The organism is Paraburkholderia sp. BGA-UO-ETr-F12 (genome assembly GCF_059567945.1).
Genome location: NZ_JCAQOZ010000056.1, coordinates 579,408 through 597,594, shown reverse-complemented (window position 1 = coordinate 597,594; position 18,187 = coordinate 579,408). Strand labels below are relative to the sequence as shown.

16 protein-coding genes are annotated in these 18,187 nt (G+C 64.6%); 2 read left to right on the top strand and 14 right to left on the bottom strand.

The genetic code is table 11. The features are described from left to right. Positions 1–18: 18 nt before the first annotated feature. The 13 genes from AC57B6_RS26705 to AC57B6_RS26645 form a co-directional block, all read right to left on the bottom strand. Positions 19–1,101, bottom strand: coding sequence for an NAD(P)H-dependent flavin oxidoreductase (locus tag AC57B6_RS26705; RefSeq protein WP_178370260.1), 1,083 nt, complete (start codon positions 1,099–1,101; stop codon positions 19–21). Then, the gene (locus tag AC57B6_RS26700) at positions 1,098–1,991 is read right to left on the bottom strand and encodes an enoyl-CoA hydratase (protein WP_106352907.1); all 894 of its coding nucleotides are present in this window, start codon (positions 1,989–1,991) and stop codon (positions 1,098–1,100) included. Before AC57B6_RS26700 ends, AC57B6_RS26705 begins: the two co-directional genes overlap by 4 nt. 8 nt (positions 1,992–1,999) lie before the next feature. Then, positions 2,000–2,797, bottom strand: a complete 798-nt coding sequence (locus AC57B6_RS26695) for a CoA-transferase subunit beta (RefSeq protein WP_496422430.1) — start codon at positions 2,795–2,797, stop codon at positions 2,000–2,002. 10 nt (positions 2,798–2,807) lie between these two features. Then, entirely contained in the window at positions 2,808–3,692 is an 885-nt protein-coding gene (locus AC57B6_RS26690; RefSeq protein ID WP_153141314.1) for a CoA transferase subunit A, read from the bottom strand. 102 nt (positions 3,693–3,794) lie between these two features. Beyond that, positions 3,795–4,691: a VOC family protein gene (locus AC57B6_RS26685; protein WP_281663975.1), complete on the bottom strand. Its 897-nt coding sequence runs from the start codon at positions 4,689–4,691 to the stop codon at positions 3,795–3,797. Positions 4,692–4,767: 76 nt separating this feature from the next. Further along, positions 4,768–6,444, bottom strand: coding sequence for a FadD3 family acyl-CoA ligase (locus AC57B6_RS26680; RefSeq protein ID WP_444514614.1), 1,677 nt, complete (start codon positions 6,442–6,444; stop codon positions 4,768–4,770). A gap of 114 nt (positions 6,445–6,558) precedes the next feature. Further along, the gene (locus tag AC57B6_RS26675) at positions 6,559–7,689 is read right to left on the bottom strand and encodes a 2Fe-2S iron-sulfur cluster-binding protein (RefSeq protein ID WP_496422429.1); all 1,131 of its coding nucleotides are present in this window, start codon (positions 7,687–7,689) and stop codon (positions 6,559–6,561) included. A gap of 11 nt (positions 7,690–7,700) precedes the next feature. Further along, complete coding sequence (locus AC57B6_RS26670; protein WP_028193879.1) at positions 7,701–8,465, bottom strand: glucose 1-dehydrogenase; 765 nt, start codon at positions 8,463–8,465, stop codon at positions 7,701–7,703. A gap of 20 nt (positions 8,466–8,485) precedes the next feature. Continuing rightward, on the bottom strand, positions 8,486–10,183 hold the full coding sequence (locus AC57B6_RS26665; protein WP_496422428.1) for an FAD-binding protein: 1,698 nt from the start codon (positions 10,181–10,183) through the stop codon (positions 8,486–8,488). Positions 10,184–10,199: 16 nt separating this feature from the next. Then, positions 10,200–10,727 carry a flavin reductase family protein gene (locus tag AC57B6_RS26660; protein WP_496422427.1) on the bottom strand — a complete coding sequence of 176 codons (528 nt, stop codon included), beginning with the start codon at positions 10,725–10,727 and terminating at the stop codon, positions 10,200–10,202. Beyond that, the gene (locus tag AC57B6_RS26655) at positions 10,724–12,493 is read right to left on the bottom strand and encodes an FAD-dependent oxidoreductase (RefSeq protein ID WP_496422426.1); all 1,770 of its coding nucleotides are present in this window, start codon (positions 12,491–12,493) and stop codon (positions 10,724–10,726) included. Before AC57B6_RS26655 ends, AC57B6_RS26660 begins: the two co-directional genes overlap by 4 nt. A gap of 11 nt (positions 12,494–12,504) precedes the next feature. After that, positions 12,505–13,698, bottom strand: a complete 1,194-nt coding sequence (locus AC57B6_RS26650; RefSeq protein WP_496422425.1) for an acyl-CoA dehydrogenase family protein — start codon at positions 13,696–13,698, stop codon at positions 12,505–12,507. Between the two features lie 133 nt (positions 13,699–13,831). Then, positions 13,832–14,986: an LLM class flavin-dependent oxidoreductase gene (locus AC57B6_RS26645; RefSeq protein WP_030098906.1), complete on the bottom strand. Its 1,155-nt coding sequence runs from the start codon at positions 14,984–14,986 to the stop codon at positions 13,832–13,834. A 352-nt stretch (positions 14,987–15,338) separates the two neighbouring features. On the opposite strand from AC57B6_RS26645, the gene AC57B6_RS26640 reads away from it, so the two are divergent. Then, a complete protein-coding gene (locus AC57B6_RS26640; RefSeq protein ID WP_183796661.1) occupies positions 15,339–15,689 on the top strand; it encodes a VOC family protein in 351 nt (116 codons plus the stop codon). 58 nt (positions 15,690–15,747) lie between these two features. Here the strand turns inward: AC57B6_RS26640 and AC57B6_RS26635 are convergent, their stop codons facing one another. Beyond that, a complete protein-coding gene (locus AC57B6_RS26635; RefSeq protein ID WP_030098907.1) occupies positions 15,748–16,929 on the bottom strand; it encodes a helix-turn-helix transcriptional regulator in 1,182 nt (393 codons plus the stop codon). Between the two features lie 284 nt (positions 16,930–17,213). Between AC57B6_RS26635 and AC57B6_RS26630 the strand changes: the two genes are divergently transcribed. After that, entirely contained in the window at positions 17,214–18,185 is a 972-nt protein-coding gene (locus tag AC57B6_RS26630; RefSeq protein WP_496422424.1) for an alpha/beta hydrolase, read from the top strand. The last annotated feature ends 2 nt before the right edge of the window (positions 18,186–18,187 follow it).

The following is an 18,187-nucleotide window of genomic DNA, read 5'->3' as shown; positions in this document are numbered from 1 at the left end:
GTTGGGGAATGCGCGATGTCATGCGTGAACCGGCTCGCTGCGCATGGCCGCGAGTGCGTCGAGCCGCACCACGGCTTCTTCGACAATGCGTGCAATCAAGGTCTCGCACGGTTCGATCGCGCCGATCACCGCCGCGACCTGGCCGCTCGGCAGCACACCCTCATCCGGCCTGCCTTCGACAATCGCGCGCTGAATCAGAAACGGCGCGTTCGCCGCCATCAAGGTCTGACTCGCGGTGTAGCTGTGATCGCGCAGCGCCTTGAAACCGAGCGCGGCCATCTGGCTCAAACTCATGCCGCTCTGGCGGCGCCATGCTTCAGCCGTGCGCAACGCGAAAAGCGTGCGGCGCAGCGGGCCGAATGCTTCGAGACGCAGCAGATACGGGTTGTCGATCATGCGTTGCGGCAAGCCGTCCAGCGCTGCGGACACGCGGATGTGCGAAGGATCGTCGACCTCCACGTAGCGCGCGAGCGTCGAGCGCGGCACCGGCGACTCTTCGGCCATCAGAAAGCGCGTGCCCATCGCGATGCCCGCCGCGCCGTAGCCGAGCGCCGCCGCGAGACCGCGCCCGTCGTAGAACCCGCCTGCCGCGATCACCGGCACCTTCACTACATCGAGTACGCGCGGCAACAGCAAAGTCGTCGGCATCGAGCCGGTATGGCCGCCGCCCTCCGCGCCTTGCACGGTGACTGCGTCGGCGCCCAGCTCGACCGCTTTGGCCGCGTGTTTCGGGGCACCTACGGTGGGAATGCACATCACGCCCGCATCCTTGAAGCGACGGATCGTCTTTGCGTCCGGCCCGCGGCCGTAACTCACCGCGCGCAGCCGGTGTTTGATCGCCAGATCGACTACCTGCGCCGCATTCGGCTGGAACATATGAAAGTTGATGCCGAACGGCTTGTCCGTCAGTTCCTTCACACGCAGGATTTCCGCTTCCACGCGTTCGGCCTCAAGCGTTGCGCCGGCGAGAAAACCGAAGCCGCCCGCATTACAGGTTGCGGCGACGAGTCTCGCATCGGCGACCCAACCCATCGCCGTCTGCACGATCGGATATCGACAGCCCAGCAAGTCGCAAAGGGGCGTATGCAGCGTCGCGCTCATGCGGCTTCTCCGTCGGCCTTACCGTTCTCCTGCGCGCCGCCGCCAGGCCGTTGCGACTCGGCCATCTTGCGCGCGTCATAGCCACCCAGTTTGTCGCCGCTCACCAGTTCGTTGTGCGCATGCGCGAAGTGATGCCAGGCGAACGCCGCATCCATTGCCGCGCGCTTGCCCTGCAATTCCTCGACATGATTTACGGCCTGCTTGGTCAGCGTCAGACCGAGGCGCGGCATACGCGCGATCTTCGCAGCGATTTCGCTCGTGACGTCCTGGAGTCGCTCGCGCGGCACGACGCGATTGACCATACCCATCTGATAGGCACGCGCCGCGTCCATCCGCTCGCCGAGAAACAGAAATTCCTTGGCGATGCGCGGATTCAGTTCATACGCGTGCGCGAAGTACTCGACACCTGGAATGCCCATGCGCACGACCGGATCGGAAAAGAACGCGTCCTCCGATGCGACAATCAGGTCGCACACCCAGGCCAGCATCAGGCCGCCCGCTACGCATGCCCCCTGCACCATCGCGATGGTCGGCTTGGGCAGATCGCGCCAGCGGCGGCACATGCCGAGATAGACCTCCTGTTCGCGGGCGTACAGAAACTCGCCGCCCTCCTTGCCAACATGGTCGTACCAGAGCGAGGCGCGCTCGAACGACTGATCGATGTCGCGGCCCGGTGTGCCGATATCGTGGCCCGCCGAAAAATGCCTGCCTGCACCGGCGAGCACGATGACCTTCACCGCATCGTCGTTCGACGCACGCTTGAACGCAGCGTCGAGCGCATACGTCATCTTTGAGTTCTGCGCGTTGTGATACTCGGGACGATTCATCGTGAGCGTGGCAATGCCGTCATTCACGCGATAGTCGACAACGTTTTCGTGGGTGACTTGCATGATGTCCCTCACACGCGACGCGGCGCGGGGTTGTTGCGCACGACGCCGGCCCGCAGGTTGTGCGGATCGAGCGCGCGCACGATACGCAGGTCGTCGGCGCCAGGCGGCGGCGTCACCTGCATCTCGGGATGCGCACGCAGTTCGAAACCGGTGGCGTCCTGCACTTCGTCGAAACTCACGCCAGGATGCAGCGAGCGCACCTGCACCGCATGGTTCGCACCGCCGAAATCCATCACGCACAGATCGGTAATGACGCTGCGCAGGTCGGTGAACGCGCGCATGCCGGGAATTTCTCGCGCCGGGTTGTAGCCCACGCTGCACACCATGTCGACCTCACCGGCCACGAACGTGCGCTTGCCATGGCCGGAGACAAAAAACGAGTTCGCGTGATTGATGCTGTTGCCGGGAAAACCACGTGCGCCGAGCAATTGCGTTTTCGGGCGTGCATAGTCGTCACCAAGCCAGGAAATGTTGGCCTGGCCGAAGCGATCGATCTGAGTGGGCATCACCAGCGCGTGACGTTTGCCATGCCACACACAATCGAATACGCGCTCATAGGTCATCAGACCGGACGCCTGCACGCGGCAGCCCGCTTCTCGCGGTCCCAGCGGCACGGGGCTTTCCACGAGATAGGCTTCACCATCGGTAAGCATCAGACCCGCGTTATAGGCGAGGCGTGCGAGACCGGCGGCCAGACGCGGCCCCGTACCGATGCCGGTTGCCAGCACCTCGCCGTTATCGCGCCAGACTCGCGCCGCAGCAACGATCATCAGTTCGGCCAGGGAATAATCGAGAGAGTCGCTCATTTGCGCTCCATTACAGAATCGGCAACGGCAACGCCGCTACATGGGACCGGCCGCCCGCGCGTTGCAGATAGCCCGGTTCGTCCGCGCCTACTACGTCGCTCAGGTAGGCCGCGGTTTGCTGCGGATCTTCCGCGCTCGCGCAATACGCCTTCAGATGCGGTAAATCCCAGCCGTAAGCCGGCGCACACGAGGTGGGATGCGCGCCGCACGGTGCGTGCACCACGCCACTCACGAGCGATCGCTCGAAGGTGTTGCGGCGCGCGAGATCGAGGTCCTCGCTCGCGAGCGAATCGACCAGCGTTTCGCTGCTGACGAAGCACTTCTTCGCCGCGCGGGCGAACCATGCGTCGAAGAACGGATCGGGACCGTCAATGCGCGTGTTACCCATCCTGTCCGCGGCATTGACATGCAGCAAGGCCGCGTCGAGCTCGAGCGCCGGCATCGCCAGCAGCGTTTCATCGCCATACGGTGATTGCACGGTGCGCAAATGCGGTGCGTGTTTCAACAGGTCGGTGCCGAGGCCAACGCGGGTCGGCAAAAATGGCAGACGTGCGGCCGCCGCGCGCAGGCCGAGTTGCAGCAAGCCTTCGTCGAGTTCCCAGACGTCGAGCGCGCCCTGTTCCCGCGCCCGGCGAAAATGCGGTTCGAGCGGAATCACATCCAGCGAGACGAAACCGAACACCAGCTTGCGGACTTTGCCTGCCGCGCACAGCAGCCCGACGTCGGGGCCGCCATACGCCACCACGGTGAGGTCCTTCAGATTCGAGCGGACAATTTCGCGCACGAGGGCCATCGGCTTACGGCGCGGGCCCCAGCCGCCGATGCCGATCGTCATGCCGTCGGCGAGTTGCGCGACGGCGTCGCGTGCGCTGAGTGCTTTGTCGAGTGGTTTCATGCGTTATTCCTGCGGGTTTGCTGCGTGTTTTCCACGGGGTCGCCGCGGGTTTGCTGCGAGTTCGACCAGGTCGCCCTGATCACCCTGATCGCTCATTACGGCCTAGCGGAATCCAACGCTGAAATCGTGGCCCCACAGGCTCACGCGGGTCGCCTCGTAGACGTTGTGCTGCGTCCAGTCGACCGTCAGCCCGCCGTAGCCATATTCCATATCGAAGCCGCTCGGGGTTTTCATGTAGAACGAAACCATGTGGTCGTTGCAATGACGACCGAGCGTCGCGGAGAGCTTCACGTTATGCGCGGCGACGCGGTCGAGTGCGCGGCCGACCTCGTCCATCGAGTCCACTTCAGCCATCACATGGATGCAGCCGGACGGCACGGCGAGATCCATGATCGCGAGGCTGTGATGCCGCGCGTTTCTGCAATGCAGGAAGTGGATGCGCTTCTCGGGTTCGGCGGGGTCGTCGGTAAAGCGCACGCGGAAGATGTCGGACAGCTCGAAGCCGAGTACGTCGCGCAGGAATGTGTCGGTCGCATCGAATTGCGGAGCGGGCAGCACGGCATGGCCGAGGCCCATCGCGCCGGTGACGAAACCGGGCACGCCGAGCGGCGAAACGAAGCGGCGGAAATCGGCGCGCACGCCCCAGAAAAACTCATGCCGGTTGCCGGACGGATCGGTGCACCACACCATTGCCTGCACGCGGCGCAGCGCGGCTTCCTGCGCGCTGGCGCGGATCGGCTCCACACCGGCGAGCTCCAGGCTGCGAATGGCGTCGTCGAACGCGGCCGCATCGGCCAGCTCCCAACCCGACGCGAAGTAGCGATCGGCTTCGCCGGGTACGATCAGGTAGCGGAAATCGCGCTCGTCCATCTTCACGTACAGCGCGCCATCCGTTGCGTCCTGCGCCTGCATGCCCAGCACGTTTTCCGCATAGCCGCGCCATGTGTCGACCTCCGCCGACTGCACGACGACGTAGCCTAAAGCCCGTACATCGATCATCTCCGACTCCTCCAGAAGCTGTTGTTGTCAGGCTTATTCTGGCGCTCCGGAGGGGGGCCAACATCGTCTGTTGGGACTAGCTTGCAGCGGTGTTTTGCGCGGTTTTCCGGTGGTTTTCGAGGTCGCTTCCAGCGTCGCTTCGGACCTCGCTTCCGACGTCACTACGGACGTCACTTCGGACGGTCTCGCGCAAGCGGTACTTGAGCACCTTGCCGGCCGCGCTGACAGGCAACTGTTCGACCAGCGTGACATGCCGCGGCACCTTGTAGTTCGCCATGTTCTTGCGGGCCCAGTCGGTCAATTCTTCCGGGCTCGCGTGCTCGCCTGAACGCAGCACCACATAGGCATGCCCCACCTCGCCGAGCCGCTCGTCGGGAACGCCGACCAGCGCGACCTGCGCCACCGCCGGATGCGCGCAGAAGAGCCGCTCGATCTCGGCCGGATAGCAGTTGAAGCCGCCCACGATGAACATGTCCTTGATCCGGTCCGTGATGCGCAGGTAGCCGCGTGCGTCGAGCGTGCCGAGGTCGCCGGTGTGCAGCCAGCCTTCGCTGTCGATCGTGTCGAAGGTGGTGTCCTGCTGGCCAAAGTAGCCTTGCATCACGTTGTAGCCGCGAATCAGGACTTCCCCTGTTGCGCCGCAGGCAAGCGCCGCGCCGCTGCTGTCGGCGATACGGATCTCCACGCCGGGCATTGCGCGTCCCGAGGTGTTGGCGATGGTCTGCGCGTCGTCGCCGCTGCGGCATAGCGCGGCAAACCCGCATGACTCCGTGAGACCATAGCCCGTCAGCACGGTTTCGAAGCCCAGTTGCGCACGCATCCTTTCGATCAGGCTCGGCGCGATCGCGGCCGCGCCAGTCACCGCGACCCGCAATGACGACAGATCGCGTGTGGCCAGGTCCGGCATGTCGAGCAATGCGTGATACAGCGTCGGCGGCCCCGGCAATACCGACACGCGCTCCCGGACAATGCGTTCGAGCACGCGCTCCGGGTTGAACACCAGATGCGGCAGCACAGTCGCGCCGCTCGCGAACGCCGCGAGCCAGCCGGCCTTGTAGCCAAATGCATGAAAGAACGGATTGACGATCAGATAGCGGTCGCTTTCGCGCAGCGTCGCGATCTGCGCCCAATCGTGAACCGCTCGCAAGTTCTGGCCGTGCGTGGTCATCACACCCTTGGGACGCCCCGTCGTGCCGGACGTGAACATGATGTCCATCAGCGTGTCGGGACGCACGTCCGCCTCGCGGGTACGGAACAGGTCCAGCGCGGTGCCGGCCGCGCGCAGCAGGAATGCGTCCCAGGTCTCGTCGCCGGCGCTGCCCGCTTCCGCTACCGGGCTGTCGAACACCACAATCCGTTCAAGCGACGCGGGACGGTGCGGGGCCAGCATGGCCGGATACGAATCGCCGAGGAAGGTGCCACAGCAGAACAGCAGCCGCGCGCCGCTGTCCTCGAGAATCGCCGCGGCTTCGAGACCCTTCATGCGGGTATTGATCGGCACCAGCGCGGCGCCGGCGCTATGAATCGCGAGCGCCGCCACGATCCATTCGGCGATATTCGGCGCCCAGATCGCGACACGCTCGCCCGGCTGGATGCCGCAGCTCATCAACGCGCGCGCCGCTTCGATTCGCGCGGCGTCCAGTTGCGCATAGCTCAGGCTGCCCTGAACGGTTTCGATCGCGGTGCGCGTGCCGTAGCGCGCGGCGCCGCGCGCGATCAGCGCGGGCGTCGTCAGGATGTGGTTGAGCGTCATCAGTGTCTCCGAGAAACCTCGGCCTTCAGGTAGGGGGAGAATGTCAGGATGAATTCGATGGATGCGGTTCGAAGCGCGCGCAACAGACAGGAGTCGCACGTGCGAACCGCAAACCTAGTCGGGGAAAACCACGCGCAGCGTCGCGCTGGCAGGCATCGCACTACAGGCGAGTGTCCAGCCGTCGTTCAGATCGGCCGCATCGAGCACGTGGTTGGCGTTCAGGTTCACGCTGCCGCTCTCGACCCGGCACATGCAGGCGCCGCATAAGCCGCTGCGGCACGAATTCGGCGCCGGCACGTCGGCGCGCAGCATGGCGTCGAGCAGGGTTTCACCGGCTTCGCAGGTGAACGTGAAGGTGTCGCCGTCGAGCACGGTCTCAATGGCGGCGTTGGCGATGCAAGCTGGCCTGGAAGCCGGTTGGGCTGAATCGGAGGCTAAGGGCAGGTCGTGCGGTTGGGGCGCAGCGGATGCGGCACGTGCCTCGGGCAAGCCGGTCGTTCCGGATCCTTCGGACACCCCAGGCTCACGCGGCAGATCCGGCAGCGAAGCAAACCGCTCCACATGGACCTTCGCTCGTGGCAAGCCCAGCGCAAGCATGGCTGCCAGCGCGCTCTCCATGAACAGCGCCGGTCCGCAGATAAAGCATTCCTGCGTGCTCCACGGCCGCGCGAGTTCTTCCAGATGACGCTGCTGCGGAATGCCCTGCACGCTGTCGAGCCAGTGAATCACCCGCAATCTTCCCGCATGCCGCTGCCCGAGTTGTCGCAATTCCTCGCTGAAAATCACCGACTGCGCGTCCCGATTCGCGTAGATCAGGGTCAGCATGCCGCGCCCATTCACCAGCGCGGACTTGACGATCGACAGCACCGGCGTGATGCCGCTGCCCCCCGCGAACAGCAGCAGGTCGCCGTCGAGCGAGCGCGGCGTGAACACGCCCGCGGGAGCCATCACGTCGAGCTCGTCGCCGGGCTGAATGCTGTCGCACATCCAGTTCGACACCCGTCCATCGCGCACCCGCTTGACGGTAATCTTCGGCGCGCGGTCGATGCCCGGCGCACTCGAAAGCGAATAACAGCGCTGCACGACGGCATCCGCGCACGGCACCTTGAGCGTGAGAAATTGCCCCGGGCGATAGCTGAAGGCATCGTGCAGCGCCTGTGGCAGATCGAACACGAAAGAGCGCGCGTCGGCGCTCTCCGCGATCACGTCCGCCACTTTGAGCCGGTGAAAACGCGAATCGGCCATGACGTGCGAACTCAGGCAATGCCCATGATCATCTGCGCATTGTCGACCCGATACTCGCTGCCGTTGATAAAGCGAGATTCATCGGACGCAAGGAACAGCACCAGATTCGCGATGTCTTCCGGCAGACACATACGGCCGTGCGGATCGACCGATTGCGTGAGCGCATCGCGGGTTTCTTCAGCCGCACCGAAGAACGGCGCGGTCATCGGCGTGAGAATGCCGTCCGGGTGAATCGTGTTGCAGCGGACCTTGTAGCCCTGCTGCTTGCAGTGCGCCGCGATCGCACGCGTCATCGCCGTCACCGCGCCCTTGCTGGCCGAATAGGCGCAGAACATGCCGAGTCCACCCAACGCCGCCACCGACGACATGTTAACGATCGAACCGCCCTTCTCCTTCATCGCCTTGACCGCCGCGCGGCAACCGAGAAAATAGCCTTCGGCATTGATGCGCAGCACACGCTGCCATTGTTCGAGCGTGGTGTCTTCAATGCTGCCGAGCAACAGCACCGCAGCGTTGTTGACCAGCACATCCGGTGTGCCGAAGGTCGTTTGCGCCGCGCCGAACACATCGTTCCAGCCGGTTTCCGACGAGATGTCGTGGCGCACGAACAGTGCGGCGTCGCCGATCTGCGCAGCCACTTCGCGGCCGGCTTCCTCGTTGACGTCGGTAAGCACGACACGCGCGCCTTCCCGGGCGAACAGCAACGCGTCCTGTTTGCCGACGCCGCTCGCCGCGCCCGTCACGACGGCGATTTTGCCTTTGAGTCTGTCTCCCATCTTCGTTCTCTCTTTCAGTGTCAGTCAGTTTCAGTCAGGAAATGGGCGGCGTTCGCGAGAACCACGCCCGCTGCGGCCCGGCCCGCCTGGCGGCCGGACCAGATACAGTCCGCGAGCGAAAGGCCGCTCACGTAGTGATTCGAAGCGAGACCGCACGCGGCGCGGCCGGCGGCGAACAAACCTTCGATCGGCGTGCCCTGCGCCGACAGCACCGCGTTGCTCGTCTCGTCGACTCGCAGGCCGCCCAGCGTGATCGACGGGCACGGGAAAACGCGGCTGTCCGATGAAATGTCGATCGCGTAGTAAGGTCCGTGCAGAAGCGGCTGCAACATCGCGGCGGATTTGCCGAACGCACGGTCGACGCCGTTCAGTGCGCCCAGGTTGTACGCATCGACAGTCCGCTTGAGCACCGCCGGATCGCAACCGATGCGTGCGGCCAGACCGGCCAGCGACCACGCGCGCTTGCGGCCCGCCAGCATCAACAGCATCGCGGGCACGCTCTGGAACGCCCACAGCTTGCCGCGCAAGCATTCCTTGAGCGCCTGCTTGACGAGCCGCGCATCGAGAATCAGCCACGCGTGCCCGTCGCGCGTTTCGCACATGGCGTGACCGAGCGCCGCGCCATAGACTTCCTCGTTGCAAAAACGCTCGCCGCGGCGATCCACGACACAGCCTTGTGCCCATGCATAAGGCGGGTTAATGAAGCGCCATGCGGACACCCGTTCGAGCCGCTCGGCCACGCCACCGGCGGACAAGCCGAGCCGGATGCCCGAACCGTCACAGCCTGTGGTGCCCAGACGCCAGTTCGGCAAATAACGCGGTGCGTAGTGCGCCACCATCGACCGGTTGAAGATGAAGCCACCGGTGCTCAGCACCACGGCATCGGCCTTGATCGTGATGAGCCGGCCCGCGCGCTGCTCGACGCGATGCAGCGCGGCGCGCAAGCAGTCGGCCCACGCGGGCATGCCGTTATGCAGACGCTCGGCCCAGCGCGCGAGCCGCCGATGAGCGCGCTGCGCACGGCCTGGCGCCACCTGCCAGACCTGCGCGCCGATCACCCGCCCGCCGCGGTCGGTAACCAGCCTGCGCACGCTGGCATGGCACATCGTGTCGACGAAAGGCTGCGCTTGCACGGCGCGCCGCAGCGTGTCGTACAGCACGCGCCCCGACATGCCATCGCCGACTACCCGGTGCCCACGCGGCGCCGGCGGATGTTCGCGCACGGCGTCACCCACCGCTTCGTTGCCCGAGTAGTACAGGTAGTAGCGGTTCTGCGGGTACGAGGTCTTGCGCGGCGGCACCGACGCGGCAAAGCGCACACCGAAGCGCTCGAGCCAGCGCAGCATATCGACGCTGCCCGCGCAAAAACGCCTGAGCGTCACCGCGGATACCGCGTCGCCCACTTCCTGCCGCAAGTACGCGAACATCGCTTCGGGTGTGTCGCTGTAGCCCGCTTCGGATTGATAGCGCGTGCCACCGCCCGCGTAGACCACACCACCGCTTTTCGCGCTCGCGCCGCCACCCTCGAAACGCTCGACGATCCGCACTTTCGCGCCGGCCGCCGCCGCTTCCAGCGCCGCGCAGGCGCCCGCCGCACCGAAGCCCGCCACCAGCACGTCGCAGACATCGTCCCAACGCACAGCGGCGGGATCGTCGACGACCAGGGGTGCTTCGACCGGCGTGGCCGATTCCGGCTGGGCAAACGAAGGGCTTTGCATCACGCGGCGGATCCGATCAGACCGCTGCACAACGCGCGGGCGCGGGCGCAGCAGCAGTGGTATAGACGCCGTCCACATACACCAGCGGATCCACCTCGCCGCTGATCAGCACCTGCTCGACCCGCCCGATAAAAATTGCATGCGTGCCGTAATCGAAGCGGCCGTCCTGTGTGCAGATCAGGCTCGCCTGCGCGTCGTGCAGATAGGGCACGCCCTGCTGGGAGTTTTGCCAGTTGCCGGTCGTGAAGCGCGCCTCGCCCTTGAGGCGTCCGCTGCAATCGATCGCAATGTGCTGATGCTGCGCCGAGAGCACGTTCACGCAAAACGCCGCGCCCTTGTCGAGTGGCGGAAAAATCGACGACGTGCGGTTAATGCAGATCAGCAGCGAAGGCGGCTCGGTCGATAGCGAATCGACCGCGGTGGCCGACATCGAATAGCGCCGTTCGCCGTCGCTGCAACTGATCACAGCGACTGAGCGCGCGAGGCGGCGCATCGCCAGCAGCATGTCGGCGCGCAACGGGTGTGAGGAAGTGAGTTCGGTCATGGCGTGACTCCGCGAAGTTCTTTGCTGGCAGCGCGTGCTGCTTCTGAGGGGCTGCTGTCGCGATCATCGCCGCCGTCGGCGAGATGATTCGCGGCGATGTAGCCGAAGGTCATGGCAGGTCCGAGCGTGGAGCCCGCGCCGGGGTAGCTCGCGCCCATCATCGATGCACTCGTATTGCCGATTGCATAGAGCCCGGCAATCGGCGAGCCGTCGGCGTCCAGCACGCGAGCGCGGGCGTCGGTGAGGAGGCCACCCTTGGTGCCGATGTCGCCCGCGTCGATACGCACGGCGTAGAACGGTCCGGTTTCAATCGGCGCGAGGCACGGATTCGGCTTGACGCCCGGGTCGCCATAGTAGGTGTCGAAGACGTTACCGCCCTTGGCGAATTCTTCGTCGATACCGGTCGCGGCGTAGCGATTCATCTTCGCCACGGTGTCGCGCAAGCCTTGCGCATCGACGCCAATCCCTGCGGCCAGCGCATCGAGCGAATCGGCCTTGTGGAGCAGCGAACGGAACGCCGCCGGGATACGGTTGTCCGGCATCATCGCGCCGGGCATGATCGGTCCGCACGGATATTTACGGCGGAATTGCGCGTCGAACACCATCCACGCGGGCACGCACGCACCGGTTTGCACATGGTCGCGATACATCGCCGGGACGAACTCCGAATACGGCGCGGCTTCGTTGACGAAACGCTTGCCGAGCCCGTTGACCACCACGCAACCCGGCAGATTGCGTTCGACGAACAGCGCGCGCTGCTTTTCCTCATGATCCACGTGAACTGTCGGCGCGCCCCACACGTGTTCCATCAACGCAGTCTGCGCACCCAGTTTCAGACCGGCTGCAATCGCGTCGCCGGTGTTGTTCGGCGGCGTCGCGCTCCACTGTGCCTGCGTGGGATGTGGCAGATAGCGTTCGCGCATCGCCTGATTGCGCTCGAAACCGCCGGCCGCGAGAATCACGCCGCGTTTTGCGAGCACACGCACGGTCTGCCCGTCACGCTCCACCACGACGCCCGTGACGCGGCCCTCTGCCTCGAGCAGTTCGGTCATCGGCGCGTTGAGCCACAACGGAATGTCGCGATCGAGCAAGGCGCGGCGCAGGCCACCTGCCAGCGCGTTGCCGAGCGTCAGGCGCCGGTCGCGCCGCGAGCGGCTGCGCGCGCGCAGATCGAACCAGTAGCGGCCGAACTGCTTTACCGCCAGGCCGATATAGCCCGGCGCTTTCGACAGCAGGACGTGCGCCTCTTTCGACGTCACCGCCACGCGTCCGCCGATCAGCGTCCCCGGTGAAGGCAGCCGCAGGCGCGCGAATTCTTCGCCGAGCGACGCGCCGTCCACCGGCAAGGGATCGAGCGCGCGGTACCCCGGCATCGATCCAGGCAGGCCCTGAAAGTAGTCCGCGTACTTCGGCAACGACTCATAGCGCACCGGCGTATGCGCTTCGACATAGCGCAGCATCTCGGGCGCCGTGTCGAGATAAGCGTCGATCCGCTCGCTCGCGGTCGCGCCCTGCGTGCAGGCGTCGAGGTAGGTTCGTGCAGCCTCGCGCGTATCCGTGACACCCATCCCGGCGATATGGTGGTTGCACGGAATCCAGATACCGCCGCCCGACACCGCCGAAGTCCCGCCGTACACGTCGCTCTTTTCGAGCACCACGACGGACAGGCCACGATCGGCCGCACGGCAGGCGGCCAGCATGCCGCCCGCGCCGGAGCCGACCACCACCACGTCGAACACGTAGTTCTGCGTTTGCTGTTGGCTCATGGCGCCATCCATCAGATGAAGAAATCCGTGTTCGGACGCCCGAGCATCACCGCGCCGAGATTCTGGCCGAAACGATCGAGGTTGTTCGCGTAGTGCGCGCGTGCCGCATGCAGATCGAGAAAGCGCCGCACCAGCGGATTGCGGTTATAAATGCCGTTACCGCCCGCGTAACGCAGCAGCGCGTTGGCAGCCTGCGCGCAGCGCTCGGCCACCTGTGCGGATTGATAACGGAAATGCACGCGCCGCTCGATCGAAACCGCCGCGCCGCCATTGACCGCCGCGAGCAACTCGGCGAAGTTGCGCATCAGCAGCACTTTCATTTCGTCGATAGCGACGGCTGCATTGGCGCAGGCGGTTTGCGCGCCGGTGTCGTCGGTGGTTTTCGCGCCGCTGTTGGCGCTCACACGTGTCGCCGCGTAAGACGTGAAGTCGTCCAGCGCGCCTTGCAATGCGCCGATGCACGCAGTGCACACGGCGCGCACGAAAATCTGCGCAAACGGCAACTGGAACAGCGGTGCGTCGTTCACTGCAAGACCGGGGCTCGTGCCCATCATGCCGTCGATCGCCTTGTGGGTGCGATAGTCCGGCACGAACGCATCGTTCACCACGATGTCATGGCTGCCGGTTGCGCGCAAGCCCAGCACGTCCCAATCGTGTTCGATCGTGTAATCGCTTTTCGGCAGCAGGAAAGTGCGGTATTCCGGCGGCTCGCCCTCTTTCGCCGGCGGCACCAGCGCGCCGAGAAAGACCCAGTCGCACAGTTCGCTGCCGCTCGAAAACTTCCAGTGCCCGGACAGCCGGAAGCCGCCCTCAACCGGCGTCACACGCCCCACCGGCATATAGGTCGAGGCGATCAGCGTGGCGGGGTCCTTACCCCACACGTCCTGCTGTGCCCGTTCGTCGAACAGCGCCAGTTGCCAGTTGTGCACGCCGATCACGCCGTACACCCACGCAGTCGACATGCAACCGCGCGCCACCGCCATCTGAATCTCGAAGAAGGTCTGCGGATCGAGTTCGTAACCGCCATAACGCTTCGGCTGAAGCACCTTGAAAAAACCGGCGGCCTGAAAATCGGCCAGCGTTTCGGCGGGAATCCGGCCATTCGCCTCGGCCTGCGCGGCGCGCCCGGCAAGCACCGGTGCGAGCGCTTCGGCGCGGGCGATCAGTTCGGCTGCAAGGGCGTTCGAATCGTTGTCGCGATGCACGGCTGTCTCCATGATGGCGCGCAAGATGGATATCGCGCCTGTTTTGTTGGGTTCATCTTCGAGCGCCGGCTGCGGCGTCGCATCGTCTGAAGAGACTAGCGACGCCCGTCTCGCCCGTTGTGACGCGGCAACGTCAGGCGGCAACCTGCGCCTTCTGCTTCTCGCTCTTCAGGCGATTGAAGTACGGAATCACGTGTTCGCCGATATTGCGGATCGTTTCGAGTTGCGCTTCCTGAGACACCGTGCCCATCTGGCAGAGGAACAGCACTTCATCCACACCCGCTTCCATCAGGCGGCCCACATAGCCGATGCAATCGTCGACCGTGCCGTACGCGTGATTCGGGTTCATCATCGACAGCGCCGGATCGCTGAAATCGACCACCACCTCTTCCGACGCGAAACGCGAACGGATCACCATCTCGCCGGTGTTGCCCTTCACGAGGTCGTCGCCCCAGCTATCCGGATTCGGACGCTCGCCGCCGGTGTACCAGTACGCCAGCGACTCCATGAAATAACGCTGACCGCGAATGCCGATCTTGCGAGCCTGCTGGCCGTCGCTCAGCACGACGGTCGGGCACAGCGCGGCCAGATGCTGCGTCGGACGGAAACCGACCTGGTCCTCGGCCTTGCGGGTCGCCCAGGCTTCGCGATACAGCGCGTTTTTCTTCGCGACTTCATCGGGACCGCCGAAACCGAGCACCAGCGCACCAAGGCCACGCTGACCGGCGCGCAGCAGGCCGTCGTTGTTGGTGCATGCCATGTACATGGGCGGATGCGGGTCCTGAAACGGCTTCGGATGAATCGGCCGCTTAGGAATCTTGATGTATTTACCGTCGTGCTCGATCTCGTCCTGCACGAACATCTTCGGCACCAGGTACATCGATTCGTCGATCATCGGTTGCAGCTCGGCGAGGTCGTAGCCGAACGCGCCCGCTTCCTGCTGGCTGCCGCCTTTGCCGACACCGAAATGCACGCGGCCGCCCGACAGAATGTCGAGCATGGCCACGCGCTCGGCCACCTTGATCGGATGATTCATCGCGGGCGGCAGGCAGATCACGCCGTGGCCAAGGCCGATACGGGTCGTGCGGCCAGCCAGATAAGCGAGAAAGGTTTCCGGTGCGCTCATATGCGCGTAATTCGTCAGCGACGTGTGTTCGACGCACCAGACAGTATCGAAACCCATCTGTTCGGCGAGCAACGCCTGCTCGACGGTCTCCTTGAATACCCGGTGATCGCCTTCCCGCGAAGCGTCCGTGGTCTGGGCTTCGTAAATCAGAGAAAACTTCATTGCGTGCGTCTCCATGAATTTTGGACTGTGCTGAAACGGGCGGTCCGCTCCCGACCCACCGATTCCTACGATGATCGTGACGGTCCACGGAATGAAGTTTCAGTTCGCGCGTGCGGCGCGGCATCGTCTATTTGGATTAACGGTGTGTGCTTTACCGTAGAAGCTTTGATCGAAGGGGTGTTTGCCGCGTTTTTGCCACGGGTTTGCCACGGGTTTGCCATATTCCCGGCCACAGGTTTCACGTTGCTTTTTCATAACCGGGCTAGTCCGATTGGACCTCGTACAGCGTGCATCCGTGACGCTACGATCACGCCGCCAGACAACGCTGCTCAACTGATGGGAGTGCAATGCAATGAAGGCTTCGATGATGCTGTACCCGGTCGAGACGATCGATGCGGCGCTGCCGCTCTTTGTCGACGGGCTAGGTTTGACGGTGAAGTTTCGTGACGGCGAGCGCTATTGCGCGCTCGACGGTGGCGCGCTGAGCGTCGCGCTGGTGGCAGGCGAGGAACGGATCGTCGAACGCGCGGCGCTGGTGTTTCGCGTGGACGAAACCGACGACCTGTACGCAGCGATGGCGCGGGTAGTCGCGGCGGGTGCGTCAGTGCGCGTGCCGGTGCAACAAGGGCCGCACGAATGGCGTGCGGTGCTGGAGGATAAGAACGGCGCGTTACTGGTGTTGTCGCAGAAGCGCGCGGCTTAAGGCCGTGGAGCGTGTGCCACGCCCGATAAAGGCGCGGCACACGTTGTCTCAACCGGCTTCAGCCAAGCGGTACCACACTGCCCAGCAGAATGCGTACGAGCGTGGCCTGACGCGTGACGCCCGTCTTCGAGAAGATGGCCCGCAGATGGGCCCGCGCGGTGTTCTTGCTGATACCCAATTCGTCGGCGGCTTCTTCCAGCGTCAACCCGTTGGTCAACAGCAAGGCAAGCGAGGTCTCCGCCGGCGTGAGGTCGAACAGCTTGCGTACGATCTCCTGCGAGCCCTGCGATTTTCGATCGGGATCGCGCAGAAACAGCACCGTTGCCGGGCGGCGCTTGTTGTCCTCGGACCAGTCCGAGAGTGGAATCGTGCGTACCAGCACGCCGAGTTTCGGCTTGTCGCAACCGCGCGTGATCGGCATCGCTTCGACAATCGGCGCGGCGGTGCCGAAGTGCCCCATCAGCGCATGACGCACGAGACGTTGCAGATTGCGGTTCTCCTGCGCATCGGTCGCTTCGACATTGCCATGCACGATACGCAAGCCGTTGCCCTGCGCGAGAATCTCGTCGGCCACGCTATTGGTGCGCATGATCGCACCGCTCTCGTCGAGCGTCACGGTGCCCACCAGCATCCGGTCGATCGCGCTCGCATACAGCGTACGCTCCGACTCCACGATATCGAGCCGCGAATGCAATTCGACCGCGCGCCGCAAATGCGGCAGCAGCAACGCGCAAAACGCCTTGTCGCGTGCGGAAAAATGCTTCGACGCGTGGCTGCGGCACACGCGAAACCGGCATTCCACGCCGGACTCCGTACGCAGATCGGCGCCCATGATGTAGCGGATATCGGCCGGCTTCAGAAACTGTTTGTAGAGTTCGCTGGTGAGCCAGCCCGTGTCGCCGAATACTTCGTCGACAGTGACCACGCGATCCGCCGGCAAACCGACGAACGGGTCGAGCGAATAGTAGTAGTTGTTGTATGACGCTTCACCCGGCACACCCGAGCCCATTTCGGAAGCATGCACCATCAGGCCGCGCCGGTCGCTCGAGGGCGAACGCAGAATCAGGGTGGCATAGCTCGCGCCCAGCGAGGTGCGAATCAATTCGAGCGCGCCGGCCCACGGTGTACTTTCCAGCGCCCCCTGATAAATGCGCGCGGTCAGCTCGCTGAACTGCGCGACGCTCACCTCGGCCAGTTCACTCATGGCCTGGCCCTCTTCAGGGGCCCATTTTGTCTCCATCAACACTCTCCGTCCTCCATGCGACTTTGCATCGCGACGCCAAGCTTAAGGGCCGATCTGCTTGCTGGCATCGGGGGAAGTACTTAGCTGACGAAAGTTTCGCTGAGCGTGCGAACGAACTCTCGTCCAATCGGACGATGCCCCCTTGAAGCCGCCGCGTTTCAATGCATTCAGGGTTGCGGCGTGCGCGCCGAATGCCCTGATTTGCAGCGCGATTCGGGTTCGGCGCAGCCGTATCGCCTATACCCGGTATAGCCGCTTTCATCACATTCTCAGGAGACCCGATGGCGCTCGATCCTCAGGCGCAGGCCGTGCGCGCCGCTTTCGCCGGCATGCCCCCACTCGATTTCGCGCAACTCACCGTGCCCGCATACCGTGCGATGCTCGCCGCGGGCGGCGGTTTTGCACCGGGAGACTCCGTCGCGGCAGAAGAAGATCTGACGATTCCGACCGCCAACGGCCCGCTTGCCGCGCGCCTCTACCGGCCTGCGCTGGAAAGCGCCGATGAGGGTGGCAACAGCGGCAACAGCAATACCCTGCTGCCCCTTACCGTCTTCTTTCACGGCGGCGGCTTCGTTTCTTGCGGGCTCGATACCCACGCAAACATTTGCCGTTGCCTCGCGCAGCGCGCGCGAACGGTCGTGCTATCGGTCGATTACCGGCTCGCGCCCGAAGCACGCTTTCCGGCCGCCGCGCTCGACGCGTGCGACGCCGTGCGCTGGGCGGCGGCCAATTCACGTGATCTGCGCGTGCGGCCCGGCGCGCTTGCCGTAGCGGGCGACAGCGCCGGCGGCAATCTGGCGGCAGTCGTCGCGCAACAGTTGCGTCATGGCGCGGTGAATATCGCGCATCAGGTACTGTTCTATCCCGTGGTGGATTGCGCCACCGAGCATCCGTCATACGAATCGATGGGCGACGGGTATCTGCTGACGGCGGACATGATGCGCTGGTTCAAAAACGAATATTTCGCGCCGGACGCCGATCGCGCCGACCCGCTCGCCAGTCCGCTCACCGCCGCCGATCTCGCGGGGATAGCCGGCGCCACCATCATCAGTGCCGAGTACGACCCATTGCGCGACGAGGCCGAACACTATGCAGCGCGTCTCGCGCAAGCGGGTGTGCTTACGACCCATCTGCGCTGGCCGGGACAGATGCACGGCTTCGCCAGTCTGCTCGGTGCGCTCGACGCGGCCGACCAGGCACTCACGCTCGCAGCGCGCGCCTTGCGTCATGCGCTGCACGTCCAGAACACCTGACT

Excerpts from the sequence above, each read along its gene's own strand:
- AC57B6_RS26705 (WP_178370260.1), bottom strand. The coding sequence starts at position 1,101 with ATGAGCGCGACGCTGCATACGCCCCTTTGCGACTTGCTGGGCTGTCGA.
- AC57B6_RS26700 (WP_106352907.1), bottom strand. The coding sequence starts at position 1,991 with ATGCAAGTCACCCACGAAAACGTTGTCGACTATCGCGTGAATGACGGC.
- AC57B6_RS26695 (WP_496422430.1), bottom strand. The coding sequence starts at position 2,797 with ATGAGCGACTCTCTCGATTATTCCCTGGCCGAACTGATGATCGTTGCT.
- AC57B6_RS26690 (WP_153141314.1), bottom strand. The coding sequence starts at position 3,692 with ATGAAACCACTCGACAAAGCACTCAGCGCACGCGACGCCGTCGCGCAA.
- AC57B6_RS26685 (WP_281663975.1), bottom strand. The coding sequence starts at position 4,691 with ATGATCGATGTACGGGCTTTAGGCTACGTCGTCGTGCAGTCGGCGGAG.
- AC57B6_RS26680 (WP_444514614.1), bottom strand. The coding sequence starts at position 6,444 with ATGACGCTCAACCACATCCTGACGACGCCCGCGCTGATCGCGCGCGGC.
- AC57B6_RS26675 (WP_496422429.1), bottom strand. The coding sequence starts at position 7,689 with ATGGCCGATTCGCGTTTTCACCGGCTCAAAGTGGCGGACGTGATCGCG.
- AC57B6_RS26670 (WP_028193879.1), bottom strand. The coding sequence starts at position 8,465 with ATGGGAGACAGACTCAAAGGCAAAATCGCCGTCGTGACGGGCGCGGCG.
- AC57B6_RS26665 (WP_496422428.1), bottom strand. The coding sequence starts at position 10,183 with ATGCAAAGCCCTTCGTTTGCCCAGCCGGAATCGGCCACGCCGGTCGAA.
- AC57B6_RS26660 (WP_496422427.1), bottom strand. The coding sequence starts at position 10,727 with ATGACCGAACTCACTTCCTCACACCCGTTGCGCGCCGACATGCTGCTG.
- AC57B6_RS26655 (WP_496422426.1), bottom strand. The coding sequence starts at position 12,493 with ATGAGCCAACAGCAAACGCAGAACTACGTGTTCGACGTGGTGGTGGTC.
- AC57B6_RS26645 (WP_030098906.1), bottom strand. The coding sequence starts at position 14,986 with ATGAAGTTTTCTCTGATTTACGAAGCCCAGACCACGGACGCTTCGCGG.
- AC57B6_RS26640 (WP_183796661.1), top strand. The coding sequence starts at position 15,339 with ATGAAGGCTTCGATGATGCTGTACCCGGTCGAGACGATCGATGCGGCG.
- AC57B6_RS26635 (WP_030098907.1), bottom strand. The coding sequence starts at position 16,929 with ATGGAGACAAAATGGGCCCCTGAAGAGGGCCAGGCCATGAGTGAACTG.
- AC57B6_RS26630 (WP_496422424.1), top strand. The coding sequence starts at position 17,214 with ATGGCGCTCGATCCTCAGGCGCAGGCCGTGCGCGCCGCTTTCGCCGGC.